This is a genomic window from Bacteroides sp. HPS0048, from assembly GCF_964240755.1.
Classification (GTDB): domain Bacteria; phylum Bacteroidota; class Bacteroidia; order Bacteroidales; family Bacteroidaceae; genus Bacteroides; species Bacteroides nordii.
Window position 1 is genome coordinate 1 of record NZ_CAXSVC010000024.1, and the last position, 20411, is coordinate 20411.

At 39.6% G+C, this 20411-nt stretch carries 10 protein-coding genes; all 10 read right to left on the bottom strand.

Annotated elements, in window-relative coordinates; all coding sequences use genetic code 11:
* Positions 1 to 965: 965 nt before the first annotated feature.
* The 10 genes from ACESQI_RS17095 to ACESQI_RS17140 all read right to left on the bottom strand — a co-directional run bounded on the left by ACESQI_RS17095 (position 966) and on the right by ACESQI_RS17140 (position 20044).
* Complete coding sequence (locus tag ACESQI_RS17095) at positions 966 to 1256, bottom strand: DUF2185 domain-containing protein (protein ID WP_007487373.1); 291 nt, start codon at positions 1254 to 1256, stop codon at positions 966 to 968.
* A gap of 1 nt (position 1257) precedes the next feature.
* Positions 1258 to 2907, bottom strand: a complete 1650-nt coding sequence (locus ACESQI_RS17100; protein WP_373126593.1) for an RHS repeat-associated core domain-containing protein — start codon at positions 2905 to 2907, stop codon at positions 1258 to 1260.
* A complete protein-coding gene (locus tag ACESQI_RS17105; protein ID WP_373126594.1) occupies positions 2888 to 4477 on the bottom strand; it encodes a DUF6443 domain-containing protein in 1590 nt (529 codons plus the stop codon). The genes ACESQI_RS17100 and ACESQI_RS17105 overlap by 20 nt, the downstream gene beginning before the upstream one ends.
* 32 nt (positions 4478 to 4509) lie before the next feature.
* Positions 4510 to 7674 carry a sugar-binding protein gene (locus ACESQI_RS17110; protein WP_195660954.1) on the bottom strand — a complete coding sequence of 1055 codons (3165 nt, stop codon included), beginning with the start codon at positions 7672 to 7674 and terminating at the stop codon, positions 4510 to 4512.
* 28 nt (positions 7675 to 7702) lie between these two features.
* Positions 7703 to 8842 (bottom strand): hypothetical protein, encoded by a 1140-nt coding sequence (locus tag ACESQI_RS17115; RefSeq protein ID WP_373126595.1) that lies wholly within the window; start codon positions 8840 to 8842, stop codon positions 7703 to 7705.
* A gap of 250 nt (positions 8843 to 9092) precedes the next feature.
* Positions 9093 to 10079, bottom strand: a complete 987-nt coding sequence (locus ACESQI_RS17120) for a family 43 glycosylhydrolase (RefSeq protein WP_373126604.1) — start codon at positions 10077 to 10079, stop codon at positions 9093 to 9095.
* 18 nt (positions 10080 to 10097) lie between these two features.
* Positions 10098 to 13025, bottom strand: coding sequence for a DUF4982 domain-containing protein (locus tag ACESQI_RS17125; protein WP_373126596.1), 2928 nt, complete (start codon positions 13023 to 13025; stop codon positions 10098 to 10100).
* A gap of 21 nt (positions 13026 to 13046) precedes the next feature.
* Positions 13047 to 15014 (bottom strand): VCBS repeat-containing protein, encoded by a 1968-nt coding sequence (locus tag ACESQI_RS17130; protein WP_237977390.1) that lies wholly within the window; start codon positions 15012 to 15014, stop codon positions 13047 to 13049.
* 33 nt (positions 15015 to 15047) lie between these two features.
* Positions 15048 to 16055 (bottom strand): glycoside hydrolase family 43 protein, encoded by a 1008-nt coding sequence (locus ACESQI_RS17135; protein ID WP_007487359.1) that lies wholly within the window; start codon positions 16053 to 16055, stop codon positions 15048 to 15050.
* Positions 16052 to 20044, bottom strand: a complete 3993-nt coding sequence (locus ACESQI_RS17140) for a hybrid sensor histidine kinase/response regulator transcription factor (RefSeq protein ID WP_007487357.1) — start codon at positions 20042 to 20044, stop codon at positions 16052 to 16054. Before ACESQI_RS17140 ends, ACESQI_RS17135 begins: the two co-directional genes overlap by 4 nt.
* Between the last annotated feature and the right edge of the window lie 367 nt (positions 20045 to 20411).

Sequence of the window (20411 nt, forward strand, 5' to 3'; positions counted from 1 at the left end):
CATTCAGATAGGTGCAAAAGTCGCGCAAAAAGGTTTCCAGAAATACCATATATATTTTACGTTGTTTGCAAAACCTAAAGGTTGTTTTACCAAGATATTTAAGAAAGATTCCTTTTAGGGGAGACATTTTGCCATCAGTAAATACCACCGCAAAAGTTTTATTCTCAATATCAACATCAAATTTATCTCTCTTTTTTTAATATTAACGAGCCTCCAGGTTGGCTCAGCCATAGAAATATCATTCTTATTGAAATTATGAGCTAATGGTTCACAAATGCCACATCTATCCGGAAGAATTATTCCATCATTATAACTAATTAAAAACTCAACGACTTTCTTTGAATACTCGTTGGTAATAGTATCCCAAACCGAATCAAAAAAATATCATACTCTTTTTCTGTAAAAGTCCAGTCTTTTATAAACTCTGCAAATCTTGGATCTGTAAAATCCTCTCTTGTTTTAATCTGAAGACAAATATTTTTGTAATCAAAATTCCCCATAACTTATTAATTTTATTGTGGTTTAATATCACTTCTTCTTATAATTTCTTTAGTTGGTATATTACCAGATGCATGAATCCTTTTTCCTGTTATTATCGTGAAATCTTTACCAGCACCTGCAGCAATTCAACACAGAATTATGCTTCATCAATATTTAAAGCTTGTTCACCCTAGATATATAATAATAGAAAAAAACGATAAAAGTACTGTCTTCATGTCAGTAATTCACCTCTATCTCTGAGAAAAAAGTCACTGCCTCCCAGTTCTACTAATAACAGGGGAATCACTATAAACAGAAAATTTAAGAAATTTTCCTCTCCACTCTTGTTACAGCTCATTAGTTACTTTTAGAATAGATACCTCTATTGCACTTGTAGAAAAATCTACAAATGTTAATCTCGTATTCAGTCTGTGTTGTCCGAATATATTGTCTCTAAAATTAAGATAATATTTACTCTATCAATCTTAATACAATATTTTATTTATTATCCATTCGGCTTCTCTTGATTCTCGTTTCGCATAATATCCCATTTCCATAGAAATTATTTTCAACACGGAAGAATCTATATTAATAATTTCTTCTAAAGAAAGAACTCTATAATCGTCCTCATTTATATCAGTTTCCATTCCTGAAAATTCCCATGCTCCATCTTCTTCGTAATGGTATACATATAATATGGGACTATTTTTATTTAGAATATATTTTGTTGTAAAAACTGCTGTGTTCAAATTATTTACAAAATCTTTTTTACTCATTTTACCTGTTTCCTTTCTTTAAATTTTCTTCTTTTGAAAGAACTTGCATATTATAATTTTCATTTGATCCCCCTTTTGATCGTGGCTCAACATGATCTATCTCAGCTTGATTCATATCAGCATTCTTCCCCTTTATGCCCTTAGAAGGAGGATTCAATCTTCTACCATCTCCATCACTCCGTAATTCTCCACCATTTTGTTGCCTATTAGCTTCTAATATTCTCTTACGTTGAGATGGCGTTGTTTTCTTCCCTGGACCCGCATTTTTAGGATTTCGAATATCAATATATTTTCCAGCTTTTACAACATCAGATCCTTTATCAACAGCCTTTGCAACATCAACTGCTTTATCTATAGCACGAACACCTTTTATTGCAGCTCCCGCTCCACCCGGAATCACAGGTAAAGCAACAGCAGCGGCATCAAGCACTATCCCTACTCCATCAACAATTGCCCCAACAATATTACCACCTTGTACATTGCTAACAAAACTTTCAACACCGGTGACAAGGCTAAAAATATCCCATGCCGATTCTACATATTTCCCCGTCGGATCTTTATATCTCACCGGATTATTCAATGCATATACATACGGACTCACCGAATAGTACTCCTCGCACAACGGGTCTACCTGATTAAAACGGTTCATGATGGCATACATTGTACGCGCGCCAAAGTAATATTCATCCAAGTAATTCGTACTCATGAATTCTTTGCCACCCAAACCAAACGGATAAGTCGGGTAAGGTTTTAAATCCATTATACCGGATGGGTAATAGTTCGGATACATCAAAGCGTTCCTACTACCTACTTTGCGTTGCCATGTACAGCCAATGTGATCTTTAGTAGTGTAATACGTGGTATGATCCGGGGAATCATAAAAATTCAAATGACCATCCGATGTGGTGACCCGCCGGAGCTTTTTCGACTGATAATAATAGTCTTCACTCCAGTCATTAATTCCGGTAATATAGGGGTCAGTGTTGTTTACCACCGTATCTAAAGGGGTCGTCGGTTTAATAGGGTAAGAACCATAAGAATCACGCACCTTGCGGCCATCCGCCATATAGGAGAACGTGAGGAGGTTTCCATCAGTGAAAGCAACTACCTCCGGGAGATTCAGGATATTATTCTTGATCTTTCCAATCCGATTATCAAGGTTCTTCACTAAATTACCATTGCTGTCGTAGAAATATTCAACATCAGCATTTTGGTCATCAAGATAACGAAGATTGTAATAACCAACAGAGCGCCTTTCATCGGTTGCAGACTGAATTTGATTACCATGATACTTAATAGCCAATTTGGTTGTGTAATCAGGGTAAAAGTCCTCAAAGACACGCTGGTAGGTAAGTAGATTCCCCATTTTATCGTATGTAAAATTCTCCCCGTGTTCCGTCGGCCTACCGTCCATCTTATATCTGCGGGTACTCAGCAAACGATTGAGTCCGTCGTAAGTAAAACGAGCGACCGGAATTGTATTTACCGAATTTGACAGACAGGGAATATTACCGTTATATAAAGGAGACACTCCTTGCGGAAGATCTTCATTGTAGTAAATCTTCTCTCTCATGCCCGGTTCGTTGATCTCCGTAGGCCACCCCCTGACATTGTATTTATAACTTGCCGTATCAGCGTGATTGTGGATCAACTTTGTTTCTAAAACGTCCTACCTCGTCATACCGATAATCTGCCATCAATACACGGGGATCACTGTCGAATGTATGATACAATTTTGATACACGCCCGGCAGGGTCATACTCATATTCATACGTGGTTGCATGGCTGGCAACTCCTGTCGAGCCGGAAGCAGCGTCCGGATAAATACTTGTATGTTCCTTACGAACAGAAACAGGCTGATCGGTAAAATTGTAATTAGTGAAGGTATAGTTCTTGAAACCAAAAGTGGAATTTGCCGTACGCTGCGCTTCACGACCCCGCCGGTCGTAATAGTAGGCGATGTAGTCCTTTTTAGAGGGATCATTCAATAGTGCGACAACCTGCCCGGTAAGTTTCCCGTACGAGGACTTTGGCGAGGACGCAAAAGAGGAATAATAACCCGGGCGGTTTTGAGAACCGATAAACTCACTAAAGATATTGGTATAGTCATAGTCGTCATAATAGTTAATAATCAGTGGGGTGCATCGGAGGCTGATTTGTGATACCGAAGAATACCCGTAATTTTCCATAGGTGTTTGAGCCCCTGTATATCCAACAGATAGTACCTTATTCTGACAGAATGTTATCCAGTATTGGTGACTACTGGGTGATTTTAAGAATCCCCAGATAACCTGTCGCCCCAAGTGATCATATTGATAAGACTGCCACCGTTTCACCTCTCTGTCGTTGCCGTCTTGCTTAAGCACCATGCGGTCGGACTTGTCATAGACGTAGTAGATCGGTGCGCAGCCCGGAAGTTTCTTTTCGATACAACGGTCCCTTCCGTCATACCGGTATATGTATCCATACAATTGGATAGGTTCGCTCTGACTGCAAAGCCAGTTTCCTACGGCGGTAAGCGCATCGGCGGCGGAAGGGGGGAGGACGACTCGTTTGCGCCCTCTGTCGTCATAAACGATATAGGTGTCATGGGCAACGGTTCCATTCATTTGGCGGGTTAAAACTAAACGTCCGGAAGAATCAGAAAAAGTGTAAGTGATATGTCCATCCTCATCCGTGACTTGGGTGATGGTTAGCTCGCCGGGTGTATAATTGCCGGAACGGGTAAGCTTTATATCACGATCCAGCTCTTCCACCTGGTAATAGGAGCAGGACAGAACCCCCGACGCTTTGTTGACCAGGTAGGCATATTTCACCGCCTTTCCGTTCTCTTGCCAGGTCTGTCCGGGGCCATATGCTTCACGGACTCGGTTCAACTCGGAGTTTTCGTATACCGTGTAATGATAGGGATTGGCATCCGCATAAAAATCAGTATTCCCGGCGGGACGGGGAAGGAACTCCATCGTTTTCCGGAAAAAGCCATCATAGCCAATGGGAGTCTGCAGGTCTTTTCCTTGTGGGGTGGCACCTACTTCCAGTGTTTCATATTCCAGGCCGAAAGAGTCGTAGTATGTTACTGTCTCGCGTGAACGGCTACCGTCCTCCTCTGTCATCAGATGAGTTTGCACATAATGTTTGTGTTTGTTCTGAGCCTTTAGCAGAGAAGGCAGAGACAGGGATATGCACAAAAGTAGAAGTGTAAAATGAATGGTTCGATTCATGTTGATTTACTTTTATTGATTATACTTTTATACTATAGATGATAACCGGGAGTATTGTATGTGAATGTGGAAATAGTCTTTTCAACTCCATCTTCAAGGATATACGAACGAATAAGACGTCCCCAGTAATCATACTCAAAATAGGTATTAACTCCATCGGCACCTCTGATGGAGGAAACTCCTATCAAGGGCCGATAGGTATATAAGGTGGTATGCGGGAGGCTGGTGCCGGATAAGGCGAAGACATCGGGCTGCCCTTGTGCTTCCAACTGTGTAAGCCATGCCTGATCTTTATTGAGTGCGGAAAGTACCTTGGCAATATTGGCATTTTCTACTTTAAAGACAGGATACTGATTGTAATACGACCAAAGATAGCTGGTGTAAATCTTGCCATCGGAAGTGACCGAACTGATATTTCCAAAATCATTATAGGTGTATTTGAGGCGATCTTCGTATTGGGATAATGTTGGGTTCCAAGCTTGAACGGCGTAAATATTGAGCCCCGCATATACATTCCTTAAAGAGGTCGTATCTTTTCCGCAAACGCGTTTATAAACCAGTAATTTATTGATCGCATTGCATGACAGTAGAAAGTCTTGCCCCAAATTTATTGTTATATTCTTCTTTGCCTCTTCAGGATATATAAACTGTTCCATAATCTCACTGTTGCCGGTTCGGGTTCGGGTCCATAGTGGATTTAAGTGGTTGGTTGCATAAAGTGTACCTCCTCCATTTAACTCTGCATCAAATCCATCGTATACATTACTACTGTCGGGATGATAAACATGCTCGCGAGTCAGGATGCTTGTATCGCCTGTATCCGAAAAACGGGTGGTGCGTTCACGCTTCAAACGGGAAGCGCCTCGTTCTTTCATCCACGTATAATCTTTATATAATTCTTGAGGACGACTATCATACTCCTGAACGTTACAAACACGAGTCTTATAAGGCCGTCCAAAAACAACTGCGAAAGTATAATCATTATCCTCTTTGAATGGCTTTTGGTAAATGGAATATTCGTATTCGTGCTTTTCTACCAACGTATCTCCGCTGTATATCTCTTTCTTGATAAGGTGTCCATAGCGTAAAGCATCTTCGCCTTTGTCGGGATCAAAGGGTTTTGAAATATCCTGGCGAACTTGTCTCGGAGAGAAAGGATCCTGCGGAATGCCACCATATAAATCCCACTCAGGAGCACTGAAATGATAGTCTGTACGAATTTCTGCTCCATCGGCGATCACTCGTTCCCTCACATAAGGATAAATCACTGAATTACCATTGCCGAACGAGATATTGGAAACAGGAGTCGCGCCCCATGTATGTGTGCGACAAAGATTTCTTTCGCCGAGATGGCCAATAGTCAGTCGCTCTTGTTCCGTACAATAATCTCGTTGAGTTACTGCTACCTTAGCTACACCAAGTCCGGTACCGTCATTGCCATATTTTCCTTCCGGAGCAGAAAGACCATACTGAAAATAACGAACTCTGGAAAGGCCACCATGCATATCGCTCTCTCTGATCATGCTTACCCGCAGTCCTCCTGCCAAATAGACTTTCTTTTGGTAATTCGCAGCACCGCTGAATACCTTTCCGTACCGATTGGCTTCATAACTGAAGTTTGTACGTACTCCCTCCGGTGAGAAGATATCGGTTAGGACACCTGTTTTCATATGGTATTCATTGCATTCGCGGGCACTATCTCCATAATGGAAGTAATAATCGTCGTTTACGTAATAACGGCCGTAGGGAATAAAGAGCCGGGTGCCGTTGTTTAATTCATGCTGACCATTATAATATCCCCAATGATCCATTGCCAAGCTGGATACAGGCTGAACATTATCAGGTTTATCATATAAAAAAGAGTATAAACGGCGCTCGGGATCTCTACCGGCAGTAACAGCGATTGAATCTAATTTTGTGAGTTCCGTGTATGCATTGTACCGGGAGATATAGAATTGAAATTTCCGGATAATACTTCCGTCTCTTGACTTGACTGTAATGGTACTTAGGTTGTCTTCCGGGTCCTGCTCAAATAAAACGATACCTCCGTCAAAGTCAATACGCGTTAGCTTGCGTTCGTCCACAAAGTCGGAATCGTAAGGGTTGAAAATCGCATATTCCCGTTCGCTGGGATAAGATGAATTGAGTATCTCGACTTTTCCATCTGTGATATTTCCATAATAGACCCGGCCTCTTTGCTTGATTAGTAGTCTATAGCCTCCATAATAATTAGAACGGGGCATAGGGACATTCACACTGTCCGGACGACGTAAGAAAGTGTTCTCTTTTATTGGAAACCAAGTAGGATCAGATACAGAGCTTCTGCCGCTGCCAACATTATATTCCATTTTATCTTCCAATACAACATAATCGGAAGAATAGCTGGGGTTGATTCGCTTTCGCTGTAAATCACTGTAGTTGAATGATATACACGCTCTTGTCTGACGGGAATTAATGCTCTTACACAGCCAGCGGGTATTATAATTTCCGGTCTTCTCCGTATATCCGTCCATTTCTCCACCAAACTCATACCAGACACCATTTTCGTCCTCTATATCGACACCATTTTCGCCAATAAGTTCCCAACCGGAAATTTTTAGAGGCGTATACGGATAGATACCAAAGCCTGCATTGTACGGAGCATTGTTGTATCCCGTATATTTTACTCCTAAATAAAAAGTACCACTTCGGTTAGGTAATTTATAATAGAAATGATCGGGTTCGCTGTCACAATCCTTATCTTCAATTCGTCTGAAGAAGCGGGTTAGTTCATCGGAGTTACTGTTATTTTTGTTTTTAAGATATTCCAAGGTTCTGTATCCTCCGCGTTTTGCGTCATCCGGAATACCTTTGATTTCCCGCATGACGGAAGGCTCGGCATTTAATGTCCAGTTTGTACCCACCCAGCCGCTTAACTGATGGAGTTTAATTCCGGCAGAATGATAGGTCAAAGTGATAGGAAGCTCTAAATCGCCGGCTTTAATGGTATACAGCGGAATGGTGATATCGGCCAATCCTGTACTATGATTAACCGGATAGCAAATATATTTTTGTACAGCCGCCGCTTCCGGAGAGACAGGTGAAATCTGAGGTTGGGAGATTTTGATGGGATTATCGGCAGAGACTGTTTCGCAGAATCCTATACAGACGAACAATAAAAGAGTGGCGGTTTGATAAAGGCTTGATAAATTTTTCATAATAGTATTTGAATATAGTGGTCGGTACTCAGATTTTCTCGCCATAGACTTTGCCATTGACAATCAGACGTAATACATAGCGCTCTGATAGCAAAGAATCAATAGCGATGGACTCACGATATTGCCCCGGACGCAATGCTTTCTTCGGGTAAATAGCCAACAGTTCACCCTGAACAGTATATAAGGCCATCTCAACCTCGCAGGAAGTATTCAGCATATATTCTACAACCAGATTATTGCTTTCCTGATAGAATTTACATTTTCCCATCGCATCCTCTAATGAGAATGAGCCATTACGGGATCTATTCTTTCCCGACTGCCGTTGTGTAAGTGTCTCTTCACGCTTCTGCCGATTCTCCGTATCTTCATTCAATGTATAATATTGGTCAACCGGAGGATAGTAGAAAGCAGTCTGAAAATGAGGAATGGGAACACTGTGGCGGATTAGGGTGTTTTCCACTGTCTCTACTATCGGATAACGATAGCCTGAAGCGTACCAACTATAAGTATCGGTCTGTGTAACAAGTGTGTCTGTGTTGATGCGATATGAGATACTGTCCGGAGTGAAACGGCGTAACCACAAGGTGGAGTCTTCTGCCATTACGGATTCGTTGCTCAGGTTCAGATCTTGTACAAACCGTCGTTCTGTATGTATCCGTAATACATCAGGAATAGTATCTCCGGCTATGATCAGGGTTCCTGTTGCATCCACCGAAACGGTGGTTTTGCCCAATAGTTCCATGCCATAGGCATGTTGGTATTCACCGGTATAGCCAAAGTAACTTTCGAAGTGACTACCCAATTGTATGGGATATACGGCCAGAAGTTCAGGATGAATTGCTTTTTGGTAGGTTGATATATTTTCGACTTCGGTTTTCCATAGAGAATCTCCTGCCACACGATAAGTGTATCGGGTTCGATGTTCTGTGCCTGTCAATAGAGAATCATTGCCGGTATAGATCAGCTCATACTGTTCGTCTACAGGAGTCAGGTGGTCGAATTGCCATACTTTTCCCGTACCGCTTTCTCCCGGAGGAAGAAAGCGAATTTCCTGTTTATAGATTTTGTCACCTACCCGGGGGAGGGTGGTCGATTTGTGAAAGAGGGTTTGTGCATGTGAACCGAATAAGTAAAGGCAGAACAAACACATAAATAAAATCTTTTTCATGTGGGAATTATTAATTTTATATTCATAATCATATAAAAAAGGAAGAAAATCTATTAGCCGGATATAGAGATCAGAAGGTCAATAGAAATAAGGTTATGAAAAATGTTATATTGCTGAAAATTAGATTATTACAAAGGTGTACACTCTTGTATGACATAAGTGTACACTTTTGTTGTATAAGAATGTACACTTTTGCATGGTAATAATGTACATTCTTGCATATCTCTTGTCAAAACGCGTGTCGCAAGTCTTATTTGTGTTGTTTCACCATGCGGATAGTGCCGTCTTCGTTATGATATAACTTATCTGCGCAAATAGAACGTAACGCAGGATTGTTGGATAAGGATATCGTGTGATAGAAAGCAAACCACTCCCCTTTGTACTCTACGATAGAACCTTGATTGGTAAAGCAATCGGAAGGTTCCATATAGACACCCATGTATTTCCACGGTCCTAAAGGGTTGTCACTTATGGCATAACGCATACAGTTATAGCCTTTCATGCCGTCATTGTTATTGGGCTCGTGATTATCAGCATAAGAAAGATAATATTTTCCTTTATATTTATGTATCCACGTAGCTTCGTGGAAATCATCTAAACCTTCCATAATTTTCATCTCACCATCCAACTCCATCATATTGTCTTTCAGTTTGCCCCCTTTGCAAATGCCACCTCCACCGTTATATATATAAACTTGACCGTCGTCATCTGTGAACACGCAGGGATCTATCATGGGGTCCATTCCTTTAATGTATCCTTGAACTGTAAAGTTGGCAGCAGGTTCTTTACTGGTGGCTACTCCTATTTTCCAACTATTGTTTGTATACGTATCGCTGGGATGTGGGAAATAAAAATAATAGGTATCATTCTTATAAGCACAGTCCGGTGCCCACATGAACCCGCCTTCTTTACGTCCCCATGGCACTTGAGAAGCATTCAGTATTTCTCCATGATCTTTCCAGTGCACCATATCATCGGTAGAAAAAACATGATATCTGTCCATCAGGTCACAACCCTGAGGTGGATCTATGTCATGCGAGGCATAAACGTACAAGCGGCCGTCTGCCCAGACATGGGCAGATGGATCGGCTGTGTACATATGTCGAATAAAGGGATTGGGAGCCAGACTGTCGATCGTTACTTTCTCTTTCCCGATCGTTTTGTTTTCTGGTGACTTGCGAGAAGCCATGCATCCTACTAATAATAAAGTGCATATAGCATAAATATATTTTTTCATCATCATGTTGTCCGAAAATTAATGTTTGATTTTTTTTGATTTAATAATGCTTTCTCCTGAGATTAACCCATCCGAACTCACTTTTACTTTTATCTTTCCCGGTTTAAAAGTGGTACGTACAGCTACTCTCATAAGTCCTCCTTCTGCCTGTAATTCTGTATCTCCGGGGGCGTGATAGGATAAGTCTTTACCTTCGGTAACATAGAAATTATAGGAACCTTTGTATATACCTTCGCCTTCAACTTCAAATTTCAATAGATTATCGGCCCATGGACACCAATGCCCATCCTTATCTACCACTTTGGCTGTCACTATGAAAGCGTCGGAAGCATTTGCTTTCAAGATAAATTCTTCTCCGGTGGGCTTAGCCGCAGGCTTCTCGATTGTAACTTCTATGGCATAGGGCTTATCGGAAGATTCTATTTTCTCTGAACAAACAGGGTGTTTGTTCGTATCAAGACCTACGGCTTCTACGGTACCCGGTTCCCATTGGATATCTCTCCATGTACATTGGCGGGTTCTTTGATCTGGCTCAACAATACCGTACGACTTTTTATTGATAAATAGTTCGACGTAGGGACAGTTGCTCCAGGCATCAATATTTTGAATATCTGAGTAATTCCAGTGGCTTTGGAGTGCAACTCCCGGTTGCTGAGAATAGGGTACCCAGAGTGCTTTTTGGTAAATTCGGTACTTCAGTTTAGGAAAGCGGTTTCCATCCATTGCGCATGAACCCAGGCTCTTCTGATTTTTCATTCCATTCAGATAGATTGTATAACCTTCACCGTAAGTTTCTACCAGCATCCAGTCAATCCAACCGCAAGCCTGATTGTCCAGGTTATCTAAATAGTTTCGTATGTAATCCATTGAAAATTCCTTCTCGTTATTATAATCAAACCGTGCGATGCACCAACTCGGAAGTCCACTCCAGTTGGCACCATAAACCTCTGTGTTTAGTGACGGGCGGCCTTTTACTTTTTCATAACGATTGGTATAACCAATCACAATGGGTTCTTTCTCGTCCCATTCAGGAGGATAACCGTCACGATTGAGAACCAGCCGGGGTTGTATATAATCCCATGCTTTCACTTCGCTGAGTGTATGCGATGGCAGGTATTTATCTCCATCGTATGCCAATCCGTTATTCGATTCCCAAATAACGACGGACGGATGATTACGAAAGGCTACAAGCATTTCCCGGTCATACTCCCGTTTGTATGTTTTGGCCGGTTCATTCTTTAGTGACCATTCTCCGTCTCCACTGTTTGTAATTAGTAAAACCCCGTAAGCATCACAAGCTTTGAGTGCTTCTGTGAAAGGTGGCTGATGTCCTACACGCAATGTATTACCTCCACACTGGGCAATAAGGGCAATGTCTTGCCATTGCAAAGCAGCGGGGATAGCAGCTCCTAATCCCGGATATATGTTTCTGCTTCCGAAGCCTCGTAAAATACATTTTTCTCCGTTCACGTAACAGTAATTTTCATCCCAGGTGATTTCTCTTATTCCGAATGGCTCGCTTTGGCTATCTGCTAATTTGCCGTTTACGTATACTTTATTCAATACCGTATATAAGTACGGAGTACCGGAGCAACCAATGGGATACCATAAATGAGGGCTCTGAATAGATTCCGTACGGTCAAACAACTGGGTTGTTCGGGCTGAGATCTTTTGTTTGTCGGAGAAAGACAATACAGTGTGTCCTTGTTGATCCTGCAGATAAGTACGTAACTCAATATCCTGCTCTTGATCTGTAGTGTTGTCAACGTTTACCTGGAAACGTATCGTTGCTTTTTGAGGTGTAGCCGATACTGTTCCCCAATAAGTACCCCATTTCTTTAATGGAGAATAGCGGTTGAATGGAATATGTATTTTATGCTTTTTGTGCATGTATATCGGGCAAACGATGCCACCCATAGCCTGTCCGAATCCTTCATTTGTACCAAACTCCGGCCAGGTAAAAAATGTGTTTTTAGCATTAGAGACTTTAATGGCTATCTGATTTTCCGTATTCCATTTTATGTATTTTGTGATGTTCACAACAAAGGGGAGGGCACTACCTACATGAGTGACTATACCCGGATGCTGTACTTGTGTGTTACCGGGGATGGCTTGTCCATTGATAAAGACAATAGCCGCGAAGTTTATTCCCTGAAATTCAAGGAAGATTTCTTTATCCCGGTCTTTTTTGCTGAAGCCTATTTTTTTTCTGTACCAGGCTTCTCCTCTCCAGCAGCGTTCGCCTGTGCTGGCATTTAAGTAGGTATCGCGTTCATTGAAACAGTGAGGAATGCCGACCGATTCCCATTGATCGTCTTTAAATGCCAAACCTGCTATTTCCTGGTCTGAATAATTGTTTTCGACCGGATAAATGGCAAGTTCGCTGATACGCTTCGGTAACTCTTCATTCTTTTCGGACTGGCAACTTAGAATTGTCAGCCTGATGTATCGATAGGATGCCGAAACAGGGATGGAGAGGTAGGTATATGTTACCTTTTCAAAATAACCTACTGTATTGTTCACATTGGATATGTCACCTTCTTTGTGAAGGTCACATGCTCTTTTTACTGTACCTTCTGCCATCGGATACCAATCTTCGTTATTAAGGCTGGCTTCCATTTTCACAGTGGCAAATCGTGTCTGATCTCCTTTGAATATTAGTTTGAAGTTTTTAAGCTGTTTCTTTTCATGCAGATCGATGAATAGATGTTTTTCTGATGAATAATCTGCTCTCCATTCCGTATGAATATCATCGTCATTTATCTCTGATACTTTTTGCAATCCATAAAGAATACTTGCGTCCTTGGCTAAGTTTGTTTCTTGCCGGATTACTTTAGAAAATTTCCATGGAGTGTCTCCTAAATTAATGGACTGTTGCTCTTTTGAATATATATGTAATTGGCTGAACAGGCCAACGCATGCAAGTAATAAATATTTTTTTTCCATATAGTGAGAATCTGAATTGGGTTATAGAATAACGCACTTCTGCCTTTTTATAGTTGAATTTGTTTTAATCATGACGATATAGCTACCTTTTTCCTGTAAAGTGATGCTCCCAGCCTCCTGGATTTGATTCTGATACACAATGCTACCGTCAGTTTTGAATAGGGTTATATCTCCCGTTCCTTTGATTGAATAGTATACTGATTCTCCCTTGCTATGGATGAAGATAGATTCTTCTTCCTGATTTGTGATTCCACTAACCTGATCAATCGTTAGCGTGGATTTAGCAAAGAGGCTGCCTCGCTTTCCATTATCTATGGCCTGTACTCCCCATTCATATACACCATTGGACTCTATTTTTATTTTATATGAACATTGAGTGAGTTGGCCCGAAATGCGACCAACTTTGATAAAGCCGGAAGATATATCTGCCGGTACCGTCATATAGCATGTCCCGGAGTCTTTCTTTTTTAGATAAATGTTGTACTGTAATGCACTTTGAGGGGTGATGTCGTCAGTGGCGGGATCCCACGATAAGGAAAGCAGGTTAGTACCTTCTATCAAACTGGCTCTTAAATTCTGAGGGGTTCCCGGAGCTTCATTCTTGCTTACATTAGAGGTGTTTTTCCAGAGTTCAGTATTACAACCCGAATTGCAAGCGTCTTTTGACCATCCTGAAATCCATGCATCCAGCCGGCCGTCATTGTCAATGTCGATCAGTTGTTCACTTCCATGGGTAACTCTCGGAAATGCCCAGCCATAATTCTCTTTATTGTACCATGCCATAGGCTCGAAATCAAAATTCCCCTTGTTTACATAGAGCCAGGTAGTATGTTCATACGTATTGTTATGACCACCTACTAACATGTCTGCCAGGCCATCGTGGTTGATGTCGCCGAATGAAAGCTGACCGCCGTCTATCGGAAGCAGTTGTTCTTTTTCTATTTTTTCAAAATCCCGGTTTCCTTTGTTCTTATAAATATAGAATTTTTTTTGACCGTTATTGAAATATACACCTGTTATGATAATATCTGCCCAACCGTCATTGTTTAAATCGCATACATCACATGAGGAGTTGGTGGTTGTATCAAAGTTATAATCTGATTCTGTAAATGTACCATCTTGCATGTTCCAATAAACATGCATTTCAGATTCTCTTGAATAACCATATCCGGTAGAAACGATATCCAACCAGCCGTCATTATCCAGATCGACGAAACACACACTGCCGTCGGTCATTCCATGGAAAGGTTTGTTACCGTTTAAGGGCATTTTCTGAAGCTCGAAGGATTCTCCTTTTATGTTCCTGAATAAATACACCACTCTTACCGCGTCTTCATAATCATCTCGGTTCGATCTTTCTTTTTCATCGAAACCTGTGATGAGCAAATCGGTATATCCATCATTGTCATAGTCACCTGCCACTGCCCAATTGTGCCCTTTCCCTCCGGTTTTTCCATTGAATATGGGTATTAATCCTGATTCTGGTATCTCTTGAAATTTGTATGTGCCGTTAGTCTGTACTCCTTGGTTGATATATAAACGTGCTTGTATTGTTGAGAGGCGAGTACTCAAATCATTCCATTGATAATTCCAATCACTTAGCCCGGGAATAAATAGATCCAGAAGTCCATCATTGTTCATGTCGAACCATACCGGACACGAAAAAGCGGTGGAGGCAAATGGAGAGGTTAGTTTGTTGAAGGTACCATCCCCGTTATTCTGATAGAAGCTTTCCTGAGTTTTCGTTGCACTGCCATGATTATTTTTATCACTGTAAAACAGATCGAGGCTACCGTCGTTGTTATAGTCACCCCATGCCATGTTGGTATATGTGGCATGGACAAAGTCCAATGGATCTCCACCGATACTCAATAGTACAGGTTTTTCCATGTATTCAAATCTGACATTTTCAATGTCCCCTGGAGTCTGAGCATGTGATACTATGCTCAGACAACTACTACATGCGATTAATAATAGTTTCAGTTTCATAATATAAAATTTAAGAGATGATTTTGTGTATTGCTATTTCTTGAAGGACCATTCAGGTTTCCATTCTATGCTTATTCCCTCCGGATGGAAATTAATTGGTAACCAAATATATCTGGAATCTATTAAGTCCAGTTTGTTCCACCTGTCAAACATTATGATATATTTATCTTTCTTTGGATCTACTGATATGGCAAATGTACTTTGTCCTCCAAATGACTTATTTGCATTCTCTCCGATACAGGGATTACCCATTGTTTTCCATTCGCCCAGTATGGAGTCGGCGATTGCATATTCTGCTTCATTAGGGTCCCATCCACTACATCCGGAAGTGATCAGATAATATTTGTTTTGTCTTTTAAAGATGGCTGGGGCTTCTCTGTACTTTCCGGAAAAGGCAGCTCTATATATCCCTGTGTGTGTCAGATAATCGTCTGAAAGTAAATGGAAGAATAAAGTGGAGTTACCTTTGGTTGAATAGATATGATATGCTTTTCCATCTTCATCTTTAAACAAGGTCATATCTCTACTTTCTTCTCCACCGGGACGAAGAGAGTGTAAATATTGGAAGTTTCCTGTCGGGCTGTCTGATATAGCCACTCCGGCTGCGGCCTTCGAGTAATTATAGTTGTCAATATGCATCCACATCACAAACTTCTTTGTTTTATCGTTGTAGATTACCTTGGGACGTTCTATGACCATAGATGGATGGATGTCGGATGTCGGATCTGTCATGTCAGGTTTTAATACGATACCTTCAAACTTCCACGATTGCAGATTTTTAGAAGAGTAGCAGGCTACTCCTCCTGCCTCTGTCCTGTAACAATCCCACTCTACACCAGGTGCATGGTAAGTTGAGTCATTTTTATATTCACCATACCAATAGTAGGTTCCATTGTGATATAAGATTCCTCCTCCGTGTGCATTAATCGTGTTTTGGTCTGTATCTGTCCATATCTCTCCTGAACGAATCGTTTTTGATGAACCACATGAGTAAAATACAATTAAAATCAGGCTTAATAAAAAAAAACTTGTTCCTTTCATTTTGTTAAATTTATGTTATAATCATTTGTGTTTGTCATCCTTTGTTGCTTCTCAAATTCTTTGGGGGTCATATTAAATTGTTTCTGAAATAATTTGATGAAATAGGAGGGGGAGTTTATCCCGACAATATAGCATACTTCTCCTGTACGATAGTGTCCTTCGGCTATCAGTTCAGAAGCTTTTTTAAGCCGGATGAGTCGGATAAAGTCGGTAGGCGATGTTCCGGAAAGGGCTTTGATCTTTCGGTGTAGGCTTGACCGGCTCATATTAGTAATTTCAGACAGGCGTTCAACACCAAAGTTTGAGTCTGTTATATTCTCTTCAATAATACCAATGATCTTATTTATTAATTCTTCATCAGCTTTGCATAATCCTATTGAATGAGATGTAACGTAAGGCTTTTTGATGAATGCCTCTTTTTCTCTTTTTCTGTTTTCCAGCAGTGAACTCAGTTGGGTTATCAGATATTTGAATGAGAAAGGTTTTTCAATGTAAGCGTCTGCTCCGGTTTCAAGTCCTCTGATTTTACTGCTCAAATCATTCTTGGCTGTTAATAGAACGACTGGTATATGACAATATTCAATATCTGTTTTTATTTTCTTACAGAGTTCGAAACCATCCATTATAGGCATCATAATATCTGTAATTACAATATCGATATTTTTTCTTTCAATAATATCAAATGCTTCGGCACCATTTGTCGCTTTCTCTATGGAGAAGCTGGAGTTCAGCTTTTCTGTCATAAATGACAATAATTCAATATTATCTTCTACAATTAAAATGGTCTCCTGTTTAGATGGCGGCTCAATAAAATCATCGTTAAACAAATCGATTTCTTTATCTTGTTTCAATACTTCACCTTTTGGTATAACTAACGTAAATATATTTAGATTATTTGTACTTTTGTATTTTAAAGTACCATGATGCAATTCTGCAAGTGATCGGGCTAAAGATAAGCCTATGCCGGAACTGGCATTTATATTTGCATTTTTTTTCAATTGATAGAACGGATCGAATATTTTATCTTCCATCTCAGAGGGTACTATTTCACCATCATTTTTTATTGTCAGATGGAAATGTTTACTTGTATCCTCAAGTTTTATGCTGATATTTCTATCTGAATATCGGATTGCATTTGAAAATAGATTATTCAAGATTTTTATGAAAGAGCCTCGGTCGATCTGCGCATAGATGTCTTGTTCGGGCATATCAATCTGCATTATTCTATTTATAGATAATCCCATAGGCAGGAATTCCTGATAGACTTCGTTGACAATGACTGATATATTACTATCAACAAGATTCATGGTGACTTTATTGGCATCGATTTTTCTAAAGTCCAGAATCTGATTGATTAAAGTAAGCAGTTCAGATATATTTTTCTGCATAAGCTGAACATTCTTTTTAATGTTGGGTTCTTTAATATCCATTTCTACTAATGATTCTAAAGGACCGTTGATTAACGTCAATGGGGTTCGTATTTCATGAGCGATATTGGTAAAGAAATCAATTTTAGAACTATATAGTTCCTTCTCTTTTTCACTTTCAAATAAACGTTGTTTTTCTAATGACTTTTTCCTATGTACATAAGTGTAGTATTTGCTTGCCAGATAAATACAGATAATAATTATAATAGCATAGCAAAAATAGGCAGTCCAGGTTCTCCACCACGGAGAGAGAATGATGATTTCAATGGATGCCCCCTCTTCGTTCCACTCGTTATCATTGTTGCAGGCTTTTACAATAAATTTATATTTCCCTGGCGAAAGATTAGTATAGTTTGCACTTTGGCTATCTTTGGTATATATCCATTCTTTGTCAAGGTTTATCATTTTGTATGCATATTGATTAGCGGTTGGACATGCATAGCTTAAGGCAACAAAGCCTAACTCGATACTATTTTGATCATGTTGTAATGTGATTGGGCCTGATTTCAGGAATTCACTGTTCGTTTCCTTGTCTTGTGATTTGTTATTTTTATAATTAATATATGTAATGTATACAGGTGGAATGAAGTGATTCTGTTCCATTTTTTCTGGGAAAAAAGAGATGAGGCCTTCTGCTGTTCCGAAGAATAATTCCCCTGTACTGCTGACTAAGGCTGATTTATAACTAAACTGGTTACTGGGTAAGCCATTATTTGTTGAAAATATTTTGATACTATAATCCTGTGGGTTTAACTGTATCAATCCATTGTTAGTTCCGAACCATAAATAGCCATTTTTATCTTCTACTATTTTATATGCACTATCATCCGGTAACCCTTCAGCTAAAGAAATTTTATGAAAATTGTTTTCTTTGCTATTATATTTGCAAATACCTCCTCTGTCTGTAGCGAACCATATATCTCCGTTACTCGTTTCCATAATATTGCTCACCGAATTGGAACTCAAAGAAGATTTGACATTAATTTGATTTGTATAATGCTCTATTTTCTGTGATTCTTGGTTGTATTTATATACACCATTACCCATGGTTGCTACCCAAATATTTCCATTAGAATCTTCAATAATATCGTAAATATAGCACAGACCGAATTCTTTTACATTGACAAACTCCATTGTCTCTTTATTGCCTTTATAAACACCCCAACCGTTCCCTAACCAAATATTACCATATTTGTCCTCGCATAAGGCATAAATACTGGATTCATTCAATTTTAACTGATTTCCTGAATAATGTTGTATATTGTAGGTCTTCGAGGAAATGACATCTAACCCGTTTTTGAATAAACCAACCCAAATATTTCCATTCGTGTTCAATAAGCTCAGAGTCTGTTCAGATGTTAAATCTTTACTGATTTCTCTTCCCATCTTTTTGAATGTTTTCTTTTCCGGAGAAAAAATATTAACTCCGGCATCTTCTGTCCCTATCCATATATTCTGGTCATTATCTTCAATGATTTCTCGCACACGTTTACTGCTGATTGTTTCTTTCCTATTTAGTGGAATGTAACGGGTAAATTTGAGAACTGAACTTGATAAATAGTTGATTCCTCCTGCATTTGTTCCAACCCATACCCCCCCTTCCCGATCCTGATAGATTTTTCCCACTTGATTGTCCGAAAGTGAATAATTAGACATCGGATCATTGTATATCCTGAATACTTCGCCTTCTTCATTTAATATATATATACCAGACTGGGTACCTACCCATAATTGATTTCCTAATTTGGTGATGCAACGAATAATTTTATAGTGTATCTCTGGCGCATTTACATCAGTAACTGTATTTTTCCTTTTGTGAATCTTGCGTAGTTTGCCTTCGTGTATGCCAAGAATCAGAAACTCACCATCATCCGCCATTGTATAAATATTTTCTCCGGCAAGTGTGTTGCCTTGTGTATCTCCAAGATATTGATTGAATTGATTGGTGTTTTTATTGTATAGATATACTCCTTTTCCATTTGTTCCTATCCAGACTCTGTTACTTTGATCTATACATATACTTTGAGGATTACCATGATCCGGAACTGATTTTTTTCCAAAAGCATAGAACTTTAATTCTTTATTGTTTTGAAGATAGCGGAATAATCCCTGATTAGGAACTACAATCCAGATATTCCCATCTTTGTCCTCTTTTATATCAGATATCCAGTCGGTCATGGTAATCCCTTCTGACGTTTGTGTATTCATATAAGTGAATTTCCCGGTTTGAGGATTTAGTCTGAAAACACCATTATCAGTTCCCACCCACAGTTGTTTTTCTTTATCTTCAAATAAGGAAGAGATGTTATTATTTTGTTTTTGTGCTACATGATCATAACAATCAAACACTTTAAATGTATTTCCATCGTATCGGTTGAGCTTATTGCGAGTTCCAAACCACATAAATCCATTACTATCTTGAATGATTGCTTTAACGTTGGTCTGTGATAATCCTTTATCTCTACTGATAATATTAAAATAGTAGTTATTCAAAGCATATCCAGACATGTTGGACAATAACATCGAGAGAAGGATGAAAGTGTTGAATACCGGCTGTTTCATACCTTTTTATTAATTAAATTATTGGTGCAAACGTAGCCATAAATAAAATAATGCCTGGTTCAAAAAATAGCAAGTTAGTCGTATCTGCGATTGAGTAATGGTTCGTACGGGTTTCTTATACACGGATGCGTTATAAAATGAAACCAACGTATTATTTTTTTTGTGCCTGTTTGGGATGTACTTCTATTTTTTTACCAGAATATGTTTTGGGGGTTCGGATGTGTTGTATAGAAAAAAAAGCCTTGTGACCAAATTGTTATTTTTTGAAATAATCGTGCGATGTAAAAAGAAAAGGAAGCCATACTTTTGTCAACAGTGAATTAGTTAAAGATGATTGGCTCTGAACGGGGGATTCCGGGCAATATCT